This window comes from Brevundimonas sp. ABV4_179, assembly GCF_056311945.1.
Genome location: NZ_CM149976.1, coordinates 1,134,610 through 1,153,025, shown reverse-complemented (window position 1 = coordinate 1,153,025; position 18,416 = coordinate 1,134,610). Strand labels below are relative to the sequence as shown.

Sequence of the window (18,416 nt, the reverse complement as noted above, 5' to 3'; positions counted from 1 at the left end):
TGACGCCATGTATGAACTGACCAAACAATTCCGCTTCGACTGCGCCCACACCCTCGAACGTGTCGTCGAGACCGAGGGCAGCCGGCGCATTCATGGTCATTCCTACCGCGCCCAGGTGACGCTGCGCGGCAGGCCGGATCCGGTGAGCGGCATGATCATCGACACCTCCCTACTGGCCATGAAGCTGGGCCAGGCGCGCGACGCCCTCGACCATCGCTTCCTCGACGAGATCAATGATCTCGGCCCCGGGACGATGGAGAACCTGTGCGCCTACATCTGGCGCAAGCTCGAGGACGACATCCCGACCCTCTTCAGCGTGACAGTGCTGCGGGACTCCACCGAAGATCAGGTCACCTACTTCGGCGAAGCGGCATGAGCGGCGCCCTGGTGCTTTTCTCGGGCGGACAGGACTCGGCCACCTGCCTGGCGTGGGCGCTCGACCGGTTCGAACGCGTCGAGACTATCGGTTTCGACTACGGCCAGCGACATCGCGTCGAGCTCGACGCGCGGTCGGTCGTCCTCGATCGCATCCGGACCTTCAAGGACTGGGGTAGAAAACTCGGCGAGGACCGGATCCTTAGTCTCAGCGTCCTGGGCGAGATCAGCGACACCGCCCTGACCCAGGACGTGGAGATCTTCACTTCAGCCTCGGGCCTGCCGAACACCTTCGTGCCCGGCCGCAATCTGTTGTTCCTCACTTTCGCCGCCGCCATCGCCTACCGGCGTGGTCTGAAGCATGTCGTGACGGGGGTTTGCGAAACCGACTACTCTGGATATCCGGACTGCCGGGACGACACGATCAAGGCGCTGCAGGTCGCCATCAACCTCGGCATGGAATCCCGGCACGTGCTCGAGACGCCGCTGATGTGGATCGACAAGGCGCAGACCTGGGCGCTAGCCGACGCGCTCGGCGGCGCTGAACTCGTCGAGTTGATCCGCGCCGAAACCCTCACCTGCTACAAGGGCGAAGCCGAGACGATGAACGCCTGGGGCCGAGGCTGCGGCGAGTGCCCCGCCTGCGACCTGCGCCGCACCGGCTTCGAGCGGTGGTCAGCCCAGCACAGACCCTGATGAGGCTTTCCCTCACAATCTAGGCTACCCGTCCGATTTCCCTTTTCCTCTCCGGCTTGTGCGACGAAAACTGCGCTCGGGGTGGAAGTATCATTGGTCGATTCGCGGATTAAAGTCGGAATGCTCGTCGCCCTACCTGGGCGGCGCGGAGCAGCGACCGTCGTCTCGACGGACGGCGCGCGATGCGATCTTGCAGTCTTTCATTCGATTGCTGACGTAAGGGTCGAGACCGGCTCGATCTCCGGATTGGATCGCGTCGCCCTGGGTCCGGAAACGAGGGTCTATGTCGAAACCGAAGCGGGATGGCGCGTGGGTCGCGTAAAGGCCTACGATTACGCCACGGCGCCCTGGGTCACCTATACGGTCAGGTTCCCCAACGGCCGTGTCGCAGAACTGACCGAGGACCGGCTCAGGGTCCGGGTGTTCGAGGCTTTTGGAGATCCCTGCGAGGTCCTGACCAGTGGCGGCGGCGAGAGCCAGTTCCTGCATGACCGTCGTTGGGGCGCCGTCGAAACCGGCGTCTCACTCAAGGCGGCCGCTCAAGGGCTTACCGGCCTGCTCTCCGCCAGCATCGAGATCGTTCCCCACCAGGTTTCGGCGGTCCGACGGATCCTGACCGACCCGGTGCAACGCTACCTCCTCGCCGACGAGGTCGGCATGGGCAAAACCATCGAGGCAGGCGCCGTCGCAAGGCAGTGTCTGATCGACGACCCAAACCGCAATGTCTGGGTGCTAGCGCCCTCCGCTCTGGTGGAGCAGTGGTCGGACGAACTCTCTCTTCGCTTCGGCCTCGGTTCGCCGCAGGTCAGGATCTTTGCGCACGGCGAAGCCTTGCCGATGGCGAAGCCGGATCTCCTGATCGTCGACGAGGCTCACCACCTGGTCGAGGATCCGAACCGCCTTGCAGAGTTCGTAGGCCTTGCGCACAGCGCCCCCCGCCTCTTGCTGCTCTCGGCGACACCGGCGCTCGGTGACGCGCGTCATTTGCTGTCGCTCCTGCACATTCTCGATCCCAGAGCCTACGCGCCGACGGACGGGTCCAAACTCCGCGATCGGCTGGGTCTCAGCCGGGAACTCGGTCGGCTGCTGATGTCGCTCGACGAAGGCGCGCCCGTTTTCTTGCTCAGGAGAACCGTTCAGCAGTTGGCGGACCGTCTGCCCGACGATGCGGTGATCGACACGGTTCGCCAAATCTCGGAGCATGAGGACCAGTTTCGGGACGCCATCGGCGGCTTGCGTCAGCACCTCGCCGATACATATCGGGTTCACCATCGCCTGATCCGCGCGAGACGACGTGACGCCGCCATCTATTTCCACGATCGCGGCGCTGTAGACGGAACTGTTCGCAGGCATCTTCGCGTCGAGGTCGATGAGGACCAACGGTGGCCTGATATCCTCCACGCGATCGAGGACTGGCGCGACGAGCTCAAATCCGACCTGTCCGAAGTGATCCAGAGACAGGCCGCAGGACGAGAGTTGATCACAGTTCTCGATGGCCTGTCGTCGGGACGTCGCATTCCCTCCGAGGCGACCGCCGTCCGTTTTGCCCACACGCTCGACAGCGACCCCGGCGCACGGCCCCTCAGCGTCGTTGCGATCGAAGTGCTTCAGTCCGCCGTCAGGCAACTCAAGGCCGCCGGCCAGAAGACGCCCAAGATCGTCGCATTCGCCACCGAACAGGAGCGTGCGGTCGAGGTGCACACCTTGTTCGGCCCGCACCAGACGTCCGCCCTCCTCCTCACGCGCGACACCCAGCCCTCCGACGCCAAGGACCGGGTCACCGCGTTCCGGGAAAGCCCTGACGCCGAGATCCTGATTTGCGACCGGTCGGGAGAAGAAGGACTGAACCTCAATTTCGCTGACGGCATCGTGCACCTCGACCTGCCGTTCTCGGTCACGCGCATGGAGCAACGGATCGGCCGCCTCGACCGCTTCGGGCGGACCAAGGGCGCGATCCAGCAGAGGGTGGTCTTGGCGACGGACGACGACGCCAGTCCCTGGGCTGCGTGGCTGGATGTCCTCGCCGATGGTTTCGGCCTGTTCGAGCATTCGACGAGCGACATCCAGTTCGCTCTGGATCGCCTTGAAGGGGACCTCGCTCAGGCCTTCCTGGAGCGCGGCGCTGAAGGTCTTCGCGAGCGTATTCCCTGGGTTCGCGAGCAGATCGCCGCCGCCCGCTCCGAGGCTGACGAACAGTACGCGCTCGACGCGTTCGCTCTCGCGGATGGCGCCGAGGCAATGTCGCAGTCCATCGAGGATGCAGAAGGCGACGAGGCCGATCTGCAGGCGCGAACCGAGCACTGGCTTCTCTCCGCTCTGCAGTTCCGTCAGGTCGGCAAGACCGCGGATCAGCTTCGCTACTGCTGGACGCCGAGCACCCTCGTGCCTCGAGAGCCCTGGGAGAACGAGTTCGGCCTCACCTCTCAGACGGCCATGACTTGGCGTCGTCGGATCGCCATGCGGCAGACGGTCGGTCTGCTTCGCCCCGGGTCCCAGATGCTGGACGCTATGGAGAGGCACCTCCGGTGGGACGATCGCGGATCGGCGTTCGCGACCTGGCGCATCGATCCCTCGTTGTCTCGCTCGGGCGTCGCATGGGCGGGATTCCGCTTTTGCTTCGTCGTCGAGCCTGCGCTTGACGCCGACACGGAGGTCTTCGGCAGCGTGGATCGATTTGGCGTCTCCCGCAGGGCTCAAGGCTTCCTTCCGCCCTGGTCGCACCGGTTCCACATCGACGTCGACGGTGCCGTCGCATCTGATGCCCACGAGACGATCCTGGCGCGGCCCTACTCGAAATCCCCAGACGCCGCCGGCGCCCGGGACATCAATCTGACGAGTCGACCTGATCTGTTCGAACGCATCGCGCCGATGTCGCTGCTCAGAGACCGGTTGCAATTCGTAAGAGGGCTTGCGGAGGACAAGCTCCGGTCCGACCCGGGTTTCACGAGCCGAGTGTCCCTCGCCATTGTTCAGGCACGCCAGGATCAGCAGCGCCGCGAGCGTCTTGAGGCCGGCGAAGACGCCACGCTCTCACGAACCCTTCAGCGGGCTGTCGAAGCACCGCGACTTCGCATTGATTCTGTTGGTTTTATCGCACTCTCTGGTTCGACGCCGGAGTCGCTGTGACGCGATTGACCGACCATGAGGCCTTCCAGGCCCTGCAAGCGCACATCGCCAAGCCTTCCGAGGAACCGTGGAGCGCCGCGAGCCCGGCCATCGACCGTCTGCGGCAGGCCTGGCGTCTGGGTGCCGATCGCTCGCAACTCGAACTCGCCGTGCTTCTTCGCCAGGTGCTCGTGCGCGAGGCCAGCCAACGACAAAGCGGCTCGGCGCGGCTGCTCATGCCGTCGGGTTCCCCCCTTGACGGTTTCGACCTCGGTCGGGTCGGCCTCGAAGCCTCGCCGCTCAGCGGCGGCCAGCTCCTGTCCGCGCGCGCCTGGCGTCCGGATTGGACTGCCGACGATACCGATGACGGGCTAGAGGCTTACGCCTCGTCGGAAGCCTGGAAGCGGACCGACTTCGGCTCAGTCGCCGAGGGGGATCCCTTCCTCGGTCAGGTCGGTCACTCCGCGTACCAGAGCGTCGGACAGCGGGCGGCGGTCAGAGCCGCCTTGACCACGCCACCTGGCGCCAGCCTGACCGTGAGCCTGGCGACCGGCGAAGGCAAAAGCCTCATCTTCCAACTCGCCGCCCGCCTTGGCTTCTCCGACGGCATTCGCGGTCTCGTCGTCGTCGTGACGCCCACGGTCGCGCTGGCCATCGACCACGAGAACGCAGCGATCGAGAAGGGCTTCTCCGGGCCGATTGCGTACCGCGGAGGCGACGACACGAGCAACGCCCAGTTGATTCAGTTGATCCGCGACGGTCGTCAGACACTGTGCGTCGCCTCTCCAGAGGCCATCTGCGGTCCTCTCAGGGCCTGTCTCGGCGAGGTCGCCGACCGAGGCGATCTGAGCGCCCTGGTGATCGACGAGGCGCACCTGGTCGATGCGTGGGGCACGGGGTTCCGCACGGAGTTCCAGTCGCTGTCGGGCGTCCGGCGGGACTGGATCGCGCGTGCACCGTCTCACCGAGCGATGCGTACGCTCCTCCTGTCCGCCACGCTGACGCCACCCTCGCTACAAACGCTTGAAGCTCTCTTCTCCGGCCCTGGCCCGTTCGAGGTTCTGAGCGCGCTGAGACTGCGCAGCGAACTGGACTATCGGGTCGTGCCACCAACGCCGGCGAGCCTTCGAGACGACCGGGTGGTCGAGGCGCTGAGGCATGCGCCACGCCCGGCGATCCTTTACGTCACCCGGGTCGCGGATGCCGAAGCCTGGCGAGTGCGGCTCAAGGCCGAAGGGTTCTCGAACATCGCCATGGTCCACGGCGGCACGGCCGCCACGGCGCGGGAACAGGTGCTCAAAAGGTGGCGCGCCGGAGACCTGGACCTCGTCGTCGGCACCTCCGCCTTCGGCGTCGGCATCGACTATCAGCACGTCAGAACAGTCCTGCACGCCTGCATTCCCGAAACGCTGGACCGATACTACCAAGAGGTCGGGCGCGCCGGCCGGGATGGACGCGCTGCCCTGGCGCTGATGTTGCCTGCCCTCGGAGACGAGAGCGTCGCCCAGAAGCTCAGCGACGTCATCGTCATCAGCGTGAAGCGGGGCCTGCAGCGCTGGACGTCCATGTTCGATCGCCGCCTTGGCCTCGACGCGCCTGACACCTATCTGTTGCCGCTCGACGTCGCACCGAGCCAGGAGGCCGACGACATCGACATGCAGGGTGAGCGCAACAGTGACTGGAATGCCCGCGTGCTGGCCTTGATGGCGCGGGCCGGCCTGGTCGAACTGCTCGGCCCGCCGGTCTGGGACGGCAATCGGGTCGGCCCGCACGAGCGCGTCAGGATCCTGGATTTCGAACACAGCCGGGAAGAGACTTGGCGTGACCGCGTGGAACCCGTCCGGCTTTCACTCCACAGGGCGGGTGCGGGCGACTTGCAGCGGATGAAGGATTTCGTACGCCAGCAGGACTGCCCGTCACCCGCCCTGCTGAATCTTTACGACTGCGGCCCCGAAGCACAAGCCTGCGCCCGCTGCGCCAAATGTCGTCCGCAACCAAATGCTCGGGCGCCGTCCCAGCCCCGCCTCGAGCCTCTCAATCCCTGGCCCACATCCTCCCTGCTGTCAGAGACGCTTTCGGGGCTTTTGGATCACAACCGCAGAGCCGTGGTCTGGTACGACCCGCTTGCCGCAGATCGCGGTTTCCGGAGACGTTTGCGAGGGTGCTTCGAAGCCCTTCACGACTGCGGCGTTCAGAGCTTCGGGCTGGTGGCGACAAGCGCGACCATTGACGACGCCGTGACGACCGTCGGAGTCGATCGCGTTCTCTTCGTCAGTCGGGTGGATCGGCACACGCGCCGGCGTCTACCTCGCGGCCCTGAAGTGCTGATCCTCGGCTCGGGTGAAACGCTGGATCGGACGATCCTGGAACCCCGCGCCCTCGGCCTCGAGCGGGTCATTTTCATGCCGCGCGACACGCTCGACCCGGACAGGCCGGGCGTCTACCTAAGCGCCACCTATGCGGGTAGGCAGTATGACTTTAACACCTTCTATTCAAGGCTGACCGTATGAGTGTGATCAGCCGCCTTGAAGCCATGCCCACTCGCGTCCGCCTTCTCGTGTCCGTGCTCGCGGAACGGCCATCTGGCGAGACTGAGGAGCGTCTGTTGGGACTGTGCTCTCCGCAGTCCCTCAGGCGCGAGGTGAAGGACCCCACTTCTGTCTTCAGAACCACGCTCTTGACCGCCAAGGATCTTGGCCTCGTCGTCGAAGCGGAAGGGAGGCTGCAGGCCAATCTCAAGACCGCCGGCAAGTCCTCCAACACTGAGGCCGCCGTCTTCAGTCAAATCGAAGCCGCGCTGTTATCGACAGACGATGGTCTGGAAGACGAAGAAGCCTTCGCAAAGGCCATGGCCTGGTTTCTGATGCAATCGCCCCGACACCCCTTGCCCTTCGCCACAAACTACAAGCCGAAACTCGAGCAGCAACTCCATTCGGACTCCGGCGCGCCCTTCGACCTGACCAGTGGCGATCGCTGGAACACGTTCACCTATTGGATCCGCTATCTCGGATACGGGCAGGTTCTGGCCAACCGGGCGGTCGTTCCGGATCCCACCGATGCTGTGCGCCGCCACCTGACCTCCGCGATGGGTGGGGCGCCGGACCTGCCGATTGGCGCCTTCCTGGCGAACCTCGCATCCGCGGTCGTCGTATTCGAGCAGGGGCGCGTACGTCGTGTCATCGAGTCTGAAGCCAAGCCGGGGTTCGAGCGCGAGCCCCAGCGACTTTCCAAGTCGACGAGTTTCGCGCTTCTGCGCCTCGAGCGTGAGGGACTGATCCGGCTGCGCAATCCGTCGGACGCCGAGGCCGTGACCCTTGACCTCGGAGCCGACCCGACGCGCCGCGTCAGCCATATTGGTCTTGTGGGAGGCCAGGCATGACGATGCCGCTTTGCTGGACCCCAAGAGAGGTCCTTCAGATCATCAATACCGAAGCCGAGGCGATCCCGTCTGTGGTTTTCCGGGCCGTCCACTCTGCCCGCGAACTGCGGGTGAGCGGCTTCATCGGCACGAACTTTCATGAACTGCAACCGAACCACTTCAGACCGATAAGCCAGGATGGATTGCTCGCGGAGTTTCTTCGCCCAGAGGCGCCCTATTCCCGCTTGGTGGTCTACGGCCGGTCAGGTTCGGGAAAGTCGCACCTGATCCACTGGCTGAAGCTCAACATCCCGACGACATCCGACCGCCTCGTCGTCGTCGTGCCCAAGGCTGGCACCAGCTTGCGCGCCATCCTGGAAATGTTGATCGGCGAGCTTCCCGTAGACCGACAGGAGTCGTTCCGGGACGCGCTGTCGCGTACGGGCGAAGCGGTCGCGACCCGGCAAGGACAGAAGGAACGGCTCCTCAACGAGATCGCATACGCCATCGGCGAACTCGAGCCGTCCGAGCACAGTCTCGACCGAGATCTGGAGGCCGAACTGATCAAGAACGTGCCTTACCTCTTCCAGGACGTCCATTTCCGGCAGAAGCATTTCTACGCCGACGGCAACCTCATCGCCGATCTGGTCGATCACGTCTTCGCCGCCCCGTCCGCCTACAGGCCGGCGGAGCAGCGGCGCATGTTCACCCTCGCCGACCTGCCGATCGATCCGATTGACTTCAAGGACGCCGCAGCCTTGGCGCAGACGGCGCTGCAGTATCTCTATTCGATCCCAGGCGCGCCCGAAATGGCCGTGGACATGCTCAACCGCTGCCTCGAGCTTGCGATCAGTCGAACATTGAGTTTCTCCGGCGACCGCCTCGTCGAACTGATGGTCACATTGCGACGACACCTCAAGGAGGACGGACGCGAACTCGTCCTGCTGATCGAGGATTTCGCGCGGGTCCAAGGCCTCGATCGGGCGCTGCTTCAGGCCATGATCGACCAGGGACAAGACAGCAGCCTCTGCAAGCTGAGATGGGCGATCGCCGTCACGACAGGCTTTTTCGAGCAGGTTGTCGACACCGTCTACACGCGCATCACCCATTTCGTGAACATGGACCGTTCGACGGCTCGCGCTGACGTCGATCTGCTGGACCAAGCGGGGCTCGCGGCGTTCGCAGGCCCCTACCTTAATGCGGTGAGGCTGGGACCGAACGGACTTCAGGCGTGGGAAGCGCAGGGCGTCGGCGCGCGACTTCCGAATGCCTGCGAGGAGTGTCCGTTAAAGACGGGGTGCCACCAGACGTTCGGACATACGCCCGCGGGACACGGGCTCTTCCCCTTCACGCCCAAAGCGCTTTGGAACATGGCGCAGCGGGCCGACGATCAACTCGTGGAGGCGTTCAATCCGCGAACGCTCCAAACCGGCGTTCTCACGCCGGTGCTTGACGACTACGGTCCGAGTCTGCCGGCAGGCGAGTTCCCGCCTCCGGCCCTGCTCGAACGCCTGGGCGGCTTCAGAGCCTTCGACGCGGCGGCCCGGAGCGAGCTCAGGCGTCGTGCTGGAGCGGAGGAAGGACGTGTCGGCGCCTTCCTCGAACTATGGGATGGCTCCGGTCGTCCGTTGAACCTGCCACAGGACCTGCGAGAGGCGTTCGGCATTCCCACCCTGGGCGATGTGGCGGACGCCCCAGGAGACGAGACCGACGACATCGCGGCGAAGCCGGTCCTTGCGCCGCCCGCGAGCGGCCGCAAGCTCACGAGAGAGGAGGTCGAACTGGAGGCCTGGGCCAGGGGCGAGTTTCTGGACAAGGCGCCCGACACGCTGCGCCCGATGATTTTCGAGGCCGTTGCCGACGCGATCGATTGGGATGACCTGGGATTGGAGAAGTCGCGGTTCTGCGGAAACGAGGCCGACCGAATGTTCCGTAGACGCTCGATCGTGTTCGACCGTCAAGGCACGACCGAACTTGCGCTGCCCCTCACCCTGCGTATCCCGCATGCTGGTGCAGATGCCTCAGAACTGGACCGCACGGTGGTGGGGCTTTCCGGCCTTGTCCGTGCGAAGCAACACGGCAGCTGGGACTTCGTTGGGGGTTCCGAGGCGCTCGCCGCTTACCTGGAAATTCTCTCGAGTTGGAAGGCTGACGTCGAAGGGCAACTAAGGGCGTTCACGGCCCCGCAACCGGGTTGGGATCTCGTGACAGCAGCCATCGAGCTGCTGGCCGTCCAGGCCGTATTGAGCGGCCGCGTGAAAGCCGAGGCGGATACGGTGTCTGACGTCAGCGCGATACTCGCCGAAAAGCCAGGCGACGCTTCGGCGATGACCCAGCCCCTCAGCCAACTGAACGACGGGATCAATCACCGTCATAGCGATCTCCGCGGTGTCGTCCGTGCGCTGAACTCCGGAAGCAAGGGCGGCGAGGTCGGCACGCTGATCAGTCCGACGCGCATCGCATCGACGCTCCGTCGTCTTAGAAGCGATGGCTGGCGCCTGAAGCAGACACCCCCGGCGCAAACGAAGGCGGATCAGTTCCCGAGGATCTCGGTTGCCTATCAGAAGGCCAAGGACGCCCTCGAGGCTGCCTGCGACGAGGAACGTGCTGCGCGGCTCCAGTGGCTCGACGAAATGGAGGCGGCGTTCGGAGTCGACGCAAAGCGGGCGGCCATCATCACGTCTCTCAGGCAAACCCGCGATGCGTTCGCCGACGAGGGGTTGGCCGGACGGACGACGGCGAAATTGGACGAAGCCTTGAACACGTTCCAGACCGTCCTTTACGACGATGCCGTCCAATCAGCCCGCTCCTTGCGGACGGTGGAGGACCCGGTCGCGAGCTTGCCGACATACGCCAGAGCACGGTCGGGAGCCCTCGTCGGCGGGCGTGATCTGATAACCGCTGCGACCGCGTTCCTGAACCAGGGGCAAGGCTACCTCGCGGAACAGGCCAACCGCATCAATGCCGAGGATGAGGGCGTCCTGCGCGACATCCAGACGATCGAAGGTGCGCTCGAGACCATTTCGGACGCCCTTCTGGAGTGGGAGGCGTCCGATGCTGCTTGACCAGGCACAGCAGTTGCGCACCGCGCTCGACCGGCATCGCGAACTCAAGAAGGCGAGCGGCAAGGCATCGGTCTTTCGCTCCCGCGCAGTCCAGTTCGGCCCGCTCGCGACCGATCTGACCAAGGCCGAAGACGTCCGTCGCGCCCTGCTGGCGGAGGGCGTGGAGGTCCGGGCCCCAAGCCCCCTGCCCCAGGCCCGACAACAGGCCCAAACCTTGCTGGCGAAGTTCCGCGACGACCGCGACAGTCTGTCCGACGCAGACCCCGCCATCCGTCACGCGTTCACCGGCGCGTTGAAGTCGGCCATCGCAGAGTCAGGAAAGACCTCTTCCGAGGCTTGGCGCGCGATGGTCGTCGCCAAGGCGGACATCGCGGCCCTCGACCAGGTTCTGAGCGCCCTCGAAAACCTTTCCGCCTACGCCGGAGCAGTCGCCCGCATTCGCCAACTCGATGCGATCTTGATCGGCATCCGTGACACGATCCCTGAGGCCGGCGCCGTCAAGGAAAGGCTCGACGCCCTCAACGCTGCCGTGAAGGCCCGATCCGAAGCGATCGGCGCCATTGAAGGCGGAGATGTCCCACCCACTGTGCTCGCCTTCTTGCGCAAGGTCGCACAAGGCGGCGCCGGCCTGGACGACTTCACCGTGGACGTCAGGGACTGGCTGGTTGCGAGAAACCTCCTTGCGGGATTCCGGATCGTTCCACAAAGGTCGGCGTCGTAGTGAGCTCTCTCGACCTTCTCGACGCGATCGAGCGCCTCGAAATGGAAGCCCTGCGGTGGGGTTTCGTCGACGGAAACCTGACAGAAGACGAGGCGACGGCCCTGGCCGCCGAGATCCTCGGTGGCGGCCCTGTCGGCGACGATGCGATCGAGGACCTCCTTGATCGACGCCTGATCCTGGAAGTGCGAGGCGTGGGTGACGAGATCGCGTATCGGTCCCGCTTCGCGGAGACGGTTCGCCTGCTCAGCCGCCTCCGGCAGCAGTTCGATGGGCGGGCCTGGACGACGGCGCCCCGTCTCGTGTCGGACTTTCGCGTCGACTATAGGCAGCGGCGCTATCCTCGACGCGACCGGACCGCGTCGGACGTCCTGACGCGGATCGACCCGGCGGCCTCTCTCCAGAGACGGGCGATCTGGAGCGCGTTCACGGGTCCGACCGACATGGATCTCGCTGATTTCCAGGAAGCGGCCACCGAGCGGTTGCTCAAGGCTCGCGGCGACGCGGGCGTCATCGTGACGGCCGGCACAGGCTCCGGGAAGACCCTGGCCTTCTACCTTCCGGCCATGACGCGCGTCGCAGAGGCGGTTCGCCCGGGAGAGTTCTGGGTCAAGGTCCTCGCCGTCTATCCTCGTACCGAGCTTCTGAAAGACCAGTTCTCGGAGGCGTTCCGCCTGCTGCGCAAGGCTGACGGGGCTCTGGCCCAAAGCCGTCCGGTCTCCATCGGCGCCTTCTTCGCCTCGACCCCTCGCCAGGCGACGATGAAGGACGTCGCCGATGCGAAATGGCGCAAGCTGGGCGATGCGTACGTCTGCCCCTGGCTGCCCTGCCCTGCCTGTGGCGACAGGTTGATCTGGCGCGGCGAGGACATCACGGAGAAGCGCGAGAGGTTGGTCTGCGCTTCGGTCTCCTGCCATGCGTCGATACCCGAAACCCAGATCGTCCTGACACGCAATCGGCTGATGGACGCCGCGCCCGACGTCCTGTTCACGACCACGGAGATGCTCAACCAGCGGCTCTCCGACCTGAAGGCTCGCCGCCTGTTCGGCGTGGGCCGCCCCTTCCAGCAGCGACCGTTCTTCGCCCTGCTGGATGAGGTTCACACCTATACCGGGGTGGCCGGCGCTCAGGCGGCCCTCACCCTGAGGCGCTGGAAGCATGCCTTGAACGCGCCGATCGTGTACGCGGGACTTTCCGCCACGCTTCGAGAGGCCCCGCGGTTCTTCGCCGATCTCGTAGGATTGCCGCCGGGAGCGGTCGACGAGATCACGCCCGGCGACTTGGTCCAGGAGGGCGGCGAGTATCAGATCCTTCTGCGAGGCGATCCGGCGTCCCAGACATCACTTCTGTCGACCTCCATCCAGAGCCTAATGCTGCTCGCCCGGATGCTGGACCCGCTCGAAGGCGGTCGCTCGGGCGGGGCCTTCGGCAGTCGCCTGTTCGCGTTCACCGACAACCTCGACGTCATCAATCGGCTCTTCGACAGTTTCCGCGATGCGGAAAGCCTCGACCCCTTCGGGCGCCCTCGCCCGGGCGACCTCCCCCTGGCGGCCCTGCGTGCACCGACCGCGGACTTCACGACACGCCGGCGCCGAGATCGGGACGGCCAGGTCTGGGCGGCGGCGGATGCGATCGGTCGGGGCGTTACCGCGCCGCTCGTCATCGGACGCACAACCTCAGCCGACAGCGGCGTACAGGCCGATGCGGACGTGATCATCGCCACCGCCGCCCTTGAGGTCGGCTACAATGACGACCGTGTCGGCGCCGTCCTTCAGCACAAGGCTCCGAAGGACGCAGCCTCCTTCCTGCAGAGGAAAGGACGTGCCGGACGCCGCCGCGGGATGCGGCCCCTCACGGTGACCGTGCTGAGCGATTACGGACGGGATCGCGTGGCTTTCGAAGCCTACGAGCATCTCTTCGATCCCGCCCTGCCGCCGCAACGCCTCCCCGTCGAAAACGACTACGTGCTTCGGATGCAGGCGACCTACGCCCTGTTCGACTGGATCGCGGATCGAAGCCGGGCGCCGTGGGGCTGGTCCTGGGACGTGCTGAGCCGCCCCTCAGGCTCGAAGACGACGCCTCTGCGCGAGGCCGCCAAGACCCTGCTGCTTAAGGTGGTCGAAGGCCACGCCGCGACCCTGGCCGATCTCGGCGCCTACCTCAAAGGCGCGCTGCAGATCGACGAGGCCGCTCTGCGGAGCCTGCTCTGGTCTCCTCCCCGGTCAATCCTTCTCGAGGCCGCGCCAACGCTTCTCCGACGGCTTCATCGAGATTGGGCGAAGGCTCACCCTGTCCCGCCGAGCCTTCTCGACATCCAGTCGGACTATCATCCGCTGCCCGATTTCGTCGCCCGGACCCTCTTCAGCGATCTGAACCTTCCGGAAGTGATCGTGGACATTCCCGCCGCGACCCGGCGAGACGCGGCCAAGCAGAGCAACATGCTCATCGCTCAGGCCCTGACGGAACTCGCCCCAGGACGGGTCACCCGTCGCTTCGCCACAGAACACGGCCACCTACACCATTGGTCCCCCCTGGATCCCGACCTGCCCGAGCAGGATGTGCCGATCGGCCAGTTCACTGGCGCTTCCGAGGAAGTCGGACTGTTCGGTCCGCCAGGCGCGAGCGTTCGGGTCTACCGGCCGTGGAGCATTCCGCTGCACCACGCGCCGCGACACGTGGCGGGTCCGACATCGAATGCAAGGCTTAACTGGGCGAGCGAGTTCATCCCGTTCGGCGAGCCGGTCGCGATCGATCTCGGATATCGCAATCCGTGGCGGGACCAGATCACCGGGGTGTCGGCCTACCTGCACAGGTTCCGAAGTCACGTCGCCGTGCGGCGCTATGCGCCTTCGGGCGAGGCGCTCCTCCGTCGCGTCGGCAGCGATCGCCGCATCCGCTACCGCTTCACGGACGACGAGGGAAATCCGGCGGCTGTGGGCTTTGAGATCGATGTGGACGCGCTCGCGCTTGACCTCAATTTCGGCCTGATCGAGACGCGTTGGCGCCATCTGCCCGAAAGCGTCCTGTCGGGATGCAGGCTGGCTTACTTCCGGCACCGTCTCCTTGCGGACGATCTGCTTCCGGATGATATCGACGCCTTTCAGAGGGACTGGCTGCAGCAGATCGTCATCGGAGCCGCCATCGCCCGCGCTGCTGCGACAGGGGAGAGCCTCGCCGGCGCTGCCGCCGCTCTGTTGGGCGGGCACGACGCGGCGCAGCATCTCTCGAGAACGGTCGATGCGATCTTCCAGACGCCTGGGGTCGCGGACGATCCAGCCAGCGCCGGAGATGACGAGGCCGCCATGGCGACAGCCGCGGATGGAGGGCATGCGAGCGCCCAGGCGCAGACCCTGACCGACGTCCTTCGCCGTCCGGAGGTTCTGGCTCGCCTGAGGGATCTGGCGCAGGAGTTCGATGCGCCTGACCCGACCCTGTTCGGCCGATGGATCCGCGACACCTTCGTCAGCACCATGGGGGAAGCTCTCCTTCAGGCCTGCGCCAGCCTGGCGCCGCGCCACGTCTCGACCGATGCGCTTGTCGTCGATGTCGAGATCGGGGACGCGGCGCGTCTCTGGGTGACCGAGACGACCCTTGGGGGCGCCGGCGTCCTGCAAGCGATCGTGGATCGGATCGTCCAGGAGCCGAGAGCTCTTTCACGGGCGCTCGAAGCGGCGCTGGCGCCGACCGACCTCGAACTCGCGGCGAGCGGCCTGGAGACCTTCGTCGGGCTTCTGCGGGACGATCCCGAAGTAGCTGCGGCGACGCAAGGTCTCAGGTCGGAGACGACCTATGCACCCCGTGAGGCGCAGCGGAGGATCCTCTACAGCCTTCTGGACGACAGGGGGCTGACCGTCGGTCATGCGCTGAGCGTGTCTCTGAACGCACGACTGCTCACGCCAGGAGCGCGGCCGGAACTCGACCCGCTGCTCGCCGACCTGTTGGTGCGCTGGATTGATCTAGAGCGCGCGACTGGCGTCGCGATCAGCGTTCGGGAGATCTCGTTCGTCTTCGCCCTGTCCGAAGACCTGCGCACTCGGGTCGCCGCGGCGACCGGAGTGGCGGGACAACTGCAACCCGCCGACGCAGCGCAGATCCTCAGCAATCTCCTGTGGCCCCGAGGCGTCCAGATCTCTCAGCAGGCCTTGCAGTCCTACAATCGGTTCACCCAGCGCCGCAGCACCGATCCCAGAATGGCCCGCGCCCTTCTCGACCGGACCGGACAACGGGTGCCCCTCGATCAACCGAACTGGCAGGCCACGGCCGCCCGCGTTCTCGCCGAGGACGGAGCCGTCGAGGTTTCCATGCCGATCGCCGGCGCTGACCAACTCCGCACGGCGCTGGTCGAACTTCTCATCACACCTGTCGACATCGGTTATCTGCAGTTCTTCCCGAAGCTCGAGCGCACGGAACGCCAGGGCGATACACTGATCGTCACCCTCGTCATTCAGGAGCAGGTATGACCTCGCGCGACCTGACTGGACCCGGCCAGACCCGTGCCATCCGAGACCTTTTGCAGTCGCTGTTCGCAGTCGAACTGATCAAGCCGAGCAAGCGGCTCTGGATCGGGTTCGGGTGGATCACGGACATCGAAATCCTGGACAACGAGGCTCGGCAGTTCGCGGCCCTTTGTCCGGATTGGCCCGTCTCGATGATCCGGTTGTCCACGATCCTGGCCACGCTCGCGGAACGCGGTTGCGAGATCGTTATCCTGATCAGAGATCATCCTCACAACGTCAGCTTCATCGAGAAAATGCAAAAGCTCGACCTCGGGAACTCGGTTCGGATCAAGGTGGCTCCGGACTTCCATGAGAAGGGCCTTTTGTCGACCGACTACGTCCTGTCGGGCTCGATGAACCTCACGTGGAACGGCATCACCGTGAACGACGAGCACATTCTGCTGAGGACCGATCCGGCTTCGGTCGCGGAGAGACGCCTGCAGCTCGAGGAAAAATGGAGCGACGTCGTTGCTGGCTGAAACGCTCGAAGCCTCGCAGGCCTCACTTGACGCATTTCGGGATGCGACCGGCCGTCCCAACCTGGCGCCGGATCATCTGGTCCTCGAATCCACGGCCCTGGACGACGCCTTCCCTGGCGCCCTGCTCGTCTGGGACCGAGGAGCTGATCGCGTGCCGGTCTTCTACGCCGTGGCCTCGAACCATCGGCAATGGCGCCAACTGCGCCCCCTATTGCTGGCCTTCGCGGGTCCGACGCTGACGGACTTTTCGGGAGCCCCGCGCCTGCTCAACCGGGCGCTGCCTCACGAAGCCCATCTCGCCGCCCACAACCCGGCGGCCGTGGCCCGTCTCGTGCCTCATCCGGGAACGGCGCCTTCCGCTCTTCGCGCCCTGGCCCGGCTTCGCGCCACCCTGGCAAGGGCTCCAGCCCACGGCGAAGCGGCCCCGGACTCCACGGGGCGGATGCTCGCTCTGGTTCGCGATCACCTGAACAATCTGGCGATCGATGCTGCGCTGGAAATCCTCGACCAGTGCCGTCGCGAACACCGTTTGGATGCGCTCAATCTTCGCTTCCTCGAGATCGAGATCCTCGCGACGGCGCGGGACTGGACGAAAATCGCATCGGCCCCTTACTTCGACAGCCTGCTGCTTACCCGACGCCCACCCGCCGTCACAGCAGCGCTGCTCGAGGCTCTTTACCGCACCGCATCCTCTGCCGGCGATCTGACCCTGGACGCCTATCGATCGGCCGTTCGGCACAGGGCCCAGGATCTCATCCGGCTGCCGGCGCCTGCGACACTCGACCAGGGCGGATGGCGGCTCTACGCGCTGGAGGCTCTCTCCGGCTCGCCCCGCGCAAAATCGCTGGCCGAGGCCGCTGTAGCTTCCGGCCACGATCTGGCAGACCTCATGAGCGCCGTCGTCGCTCTCGCCCGCGAAGCGCCGGACGAACCGATCCCGCCGGCCCTCCCGGCGCCGGTCGAAGCTGCGGAGGCGATCGAGATCGCCGACATCAACGGCGGACTGTCAGCGTTTGAGCAGGCAGCGGCGTTGGTCAACCAGCTGAGCGACAGCGAGCGCGCGCAGCTATTCCGCAACGATGCCGTCCGATTGGCCTTCGAGGATATCGAGGCGGAGTACGGCGACGTTCTTCCCCCCACCGGGTGGAGCGAATGGCTTGAACGGTTGGAAGATCCGAACTTCACAGCGGCCGGGGCCATCGCCAGGCAGGGCGCGCGAGAGTGGCGTGCGGGATTCGACGACCCTGTCTTCACCGCGCGACTGGCCGATGGGATCGAGGACCTGCCGCTGGACGGCTTGGCCTTCGAGCGCTTCGTGGACGGCTTGCCCTACCTCGTCGCCTGGCTCGTTCGCGACCCCGATTTCGCGCGGCCCGCAGCTCAAGCGATTTACGAACGCGCGCTCGAGCGCCTCGTGCTGGCCGGGCGGATCGCGCCGCTGATGGATTCAGCGGCCGTTCTTTTCCGCGCGTTGCTCTCTCTCGCGCCGTCGGCCGAAGCCTACAGACGCTTGCTGGCCGATTGCCTGTCGTTGGTGGGCGAAGGCGCCGGCGTTCGTGCTGCCTCTTGGCTGCTCGAGATCATCGACGAGACGATCGTCGCCGACGCCCCGGACCAGTCAGCGCGGGAGCAGTTCTGGCACGAGGCGATCGGCCGCCTCACGCCCGTCGCCTCGCAACTGACGGCCCTTCAGCGCGCAGGCCTGGGACATCTCGGCTCGGCCTTGGGCTGGGCGGAGAACACCTCGCCCGAGACGTTCGAAACCGCAACGTCCTCCCAGGCCGATCAGGAACTCGCGTCCCGCCTCTCGGGCAAGCTGATCGCGATCTACACCCTGACCGAGTCAGCCGCCGCACAGGCAGTCCAGCGACTGCACCTGCACGCCCCGGGCGCGGATGTGCGGGTCAGCAGCGAGCACGTCGGGACGAAGGCGCTGAAGTCGCTTGCCGAGAACGCAGACCTTTTCGTCGTCGTCGCGGCGTCGGCGACGCACGCGGCGACGGATTTCATACGAGCGAATCTCGGCGGGGGAGACTTGGTCTTTGCCGCAGGTCGAGGCGCCTTGAGCATCCTCCGGGCCATCGACGAATGGTCCGCGACACAGCCCGTCGCTTCGGCATGACA

General features: G+C 65.6%; 10 protein-coding genes. All 10 read left to right on the top strand.

The window, feature by feature from the left end; translation table 11 throughout:
• The first annotated feature begins 7 nt into the window (after nt 1–7).
• The 10 genes from ACYX4P_RS05550 to dpdD all read left to right on the top strand — a co-directional run bounded on the left by ACYX4P_RS05550 (nt 8) and on the right by dpdD (nt 18,414).
• Nucleotides 8–376, top strand: coding sequence for a 6-pyruvoyl trahydropterin synthase family protein (locus tag ACYX4P_RS05550; protein ID WP_354040084.1), 369 nt, complete (start codon nt 8–10; stop codon nt 374–376).
• Complete coding sequence (queC, locus tag ACYX4P_RS05545; RefSeq protein WP_354040086.1) at nt 373–1,071, top strand: 7-cyano-7-deazaguanine synthase QueC; 699 nt, start codon at nt 373–375, stop codon at nt 1,069–1,071. Before ACYX4P_RS05550 ends, queC begins: the two co-directional genes overlap by 4 nt.
• Before the next feature lie 93 nt (nt 1,072–1,164).
• Entirely contained in the window at nt 1,165–4,197 is a 3,033-nt protein-coding gene (gene dpdE, locus ACYX4P_RS05540) for a protein DpdE (protein ID WP_354040088.1), read from the top strand.
• Nucleotides 4,198–4,202: 5 nt separating this feature from the next.
• Nucleotides 4,203–6,686 carry a protein DpdF gene (gene dpdF, locus ACYX4P_RS05535; RefSeq protein ID WP_354040090.1) on the top strand — a complete coding sequence of 828 codons (2,484 nt, stop codon included), beginning with the start codon at nt 4,203–4,205 and terminating at the stop codon, nt 6,684–6,686.
• Nucleotides 6,683–7,555, top strand: a complete 873-nt coding sequence (gene dpdG, locus ACYX4P_RS05530) for a protein DpdG (RefSeq protein WP_404418727.1) — start codon at nt 6,683–6,685, stop codon at nt 7,553–7,555. Before dpdF ends, dpdG begins: the two co-directional genes overlap by 4 nt.
• Nucleotides 7,552–10,599, top strand: a complete 3,048-nt coding sequence (gene dpdH, locus ACYX4P_RS05525) for a protein DpdH (protein ID WP_354040092.1) — start codon at nt 7,552–7,554, stop codon at nt 10,597–10,599. Before dpdG ends, dpdH begins: the two co-directional genes overlap by 4 nt.
• Entirely contained in the window at nt 10,589–11,320 is a 732-nt protein-coding gene (locus tag ACYX4P_RS05520; protein ID WP_354040094.1) for a hypothetical protein, read from the top strand. The genes dpdH and ACYX4P_RS05520 overlap by 11 nt, the downstream gene beginning before the upstream one ends.
• Nucleotides 11,320–15,777 carry a protein DpdJ gene (gene dpdJ / locus ACYX4P_RS05515; RefSeq protein ID WP_354040096.1) on the top strand — a complete coding sequence of 1,486 codons (4,458 nt, stop codon included), beginning with the start codon at nt 11,320–11,322 and terminating at the stop codon, nt 15,775–15,777. The genes ACYX4P_RS05520 and dpdJ overlap by 1 nt, the downstream gene beginning before the upstream one ends.
• Complete coding sequence (dpdK, locus tag ACYX4P_RS05510; protein WP_354040098.1) at nt 15,774–16,292, top strand: phospholipase D-like domain-containing protein DpdK; 519 nt, start codon at nt 15,774–15,776, stop codon at nt 16,290–16,292. Before dpdJ ends, dpdK begins: the two co-directional genes overlap by 4 nt.
• Nucleotides 16,282–18,414, top strand: a complete 2,133-nt coding sequence (gene dpdD, locus ACYX4P_RS05505; protein ID WP_476070219.1) for a protein DpdD — start codon at nt 16,282–16,284, stop codon at nt 18,412–18,414. The genes dpdK and dpdD overlap by 11 nt, the downstream gene beginning before the upstream one ends.
• Nucleotides 18,415–18,416 lie beyond the last annotated feature (2 nt).

Coding starts and splice junctions, on each gene's coding strand:
- dpdH (WP_354040092.1), top strand. CDS start 7,552: ATGACGATGCCGCTTTGCTGGACCCCAAGAGAGGTCCTTCAGATCATC.
- ACYX4P_RS05550 (WP_354040084.1), top strand. CDS start 8: ATGTATGAACTGACCAAACAATTCCGCTTCGACTGCGCCCACACCCTC.
- ACYX4P_RS05520 (WP_354040094.1), top strand. CDS start 10,589: ATGCTGCTTGACCAGGCACAGCAGTTGCGCACCGCGCTCGACCGGCAT.
- queC (WP_354040086.1), top strand. CDS start 373: ATGAGCGGCGCCCTGGTGCTTTTCTCGGGCGGACAGGACTCGGCCACC.
- dpdK (WP_354040098.1), top strand. CDS start 15,774: ATGACCTCGCGCGACCTGACTGGACCCGGCCAGACCCGTGCCATCCGA.
- dpdG (WP_404418727.1), top strand. CDS start 6,683: ATGAGTGTGATCAGCCGCCTTGAAGCCATGCCCACTCGCGTCCGCCTT.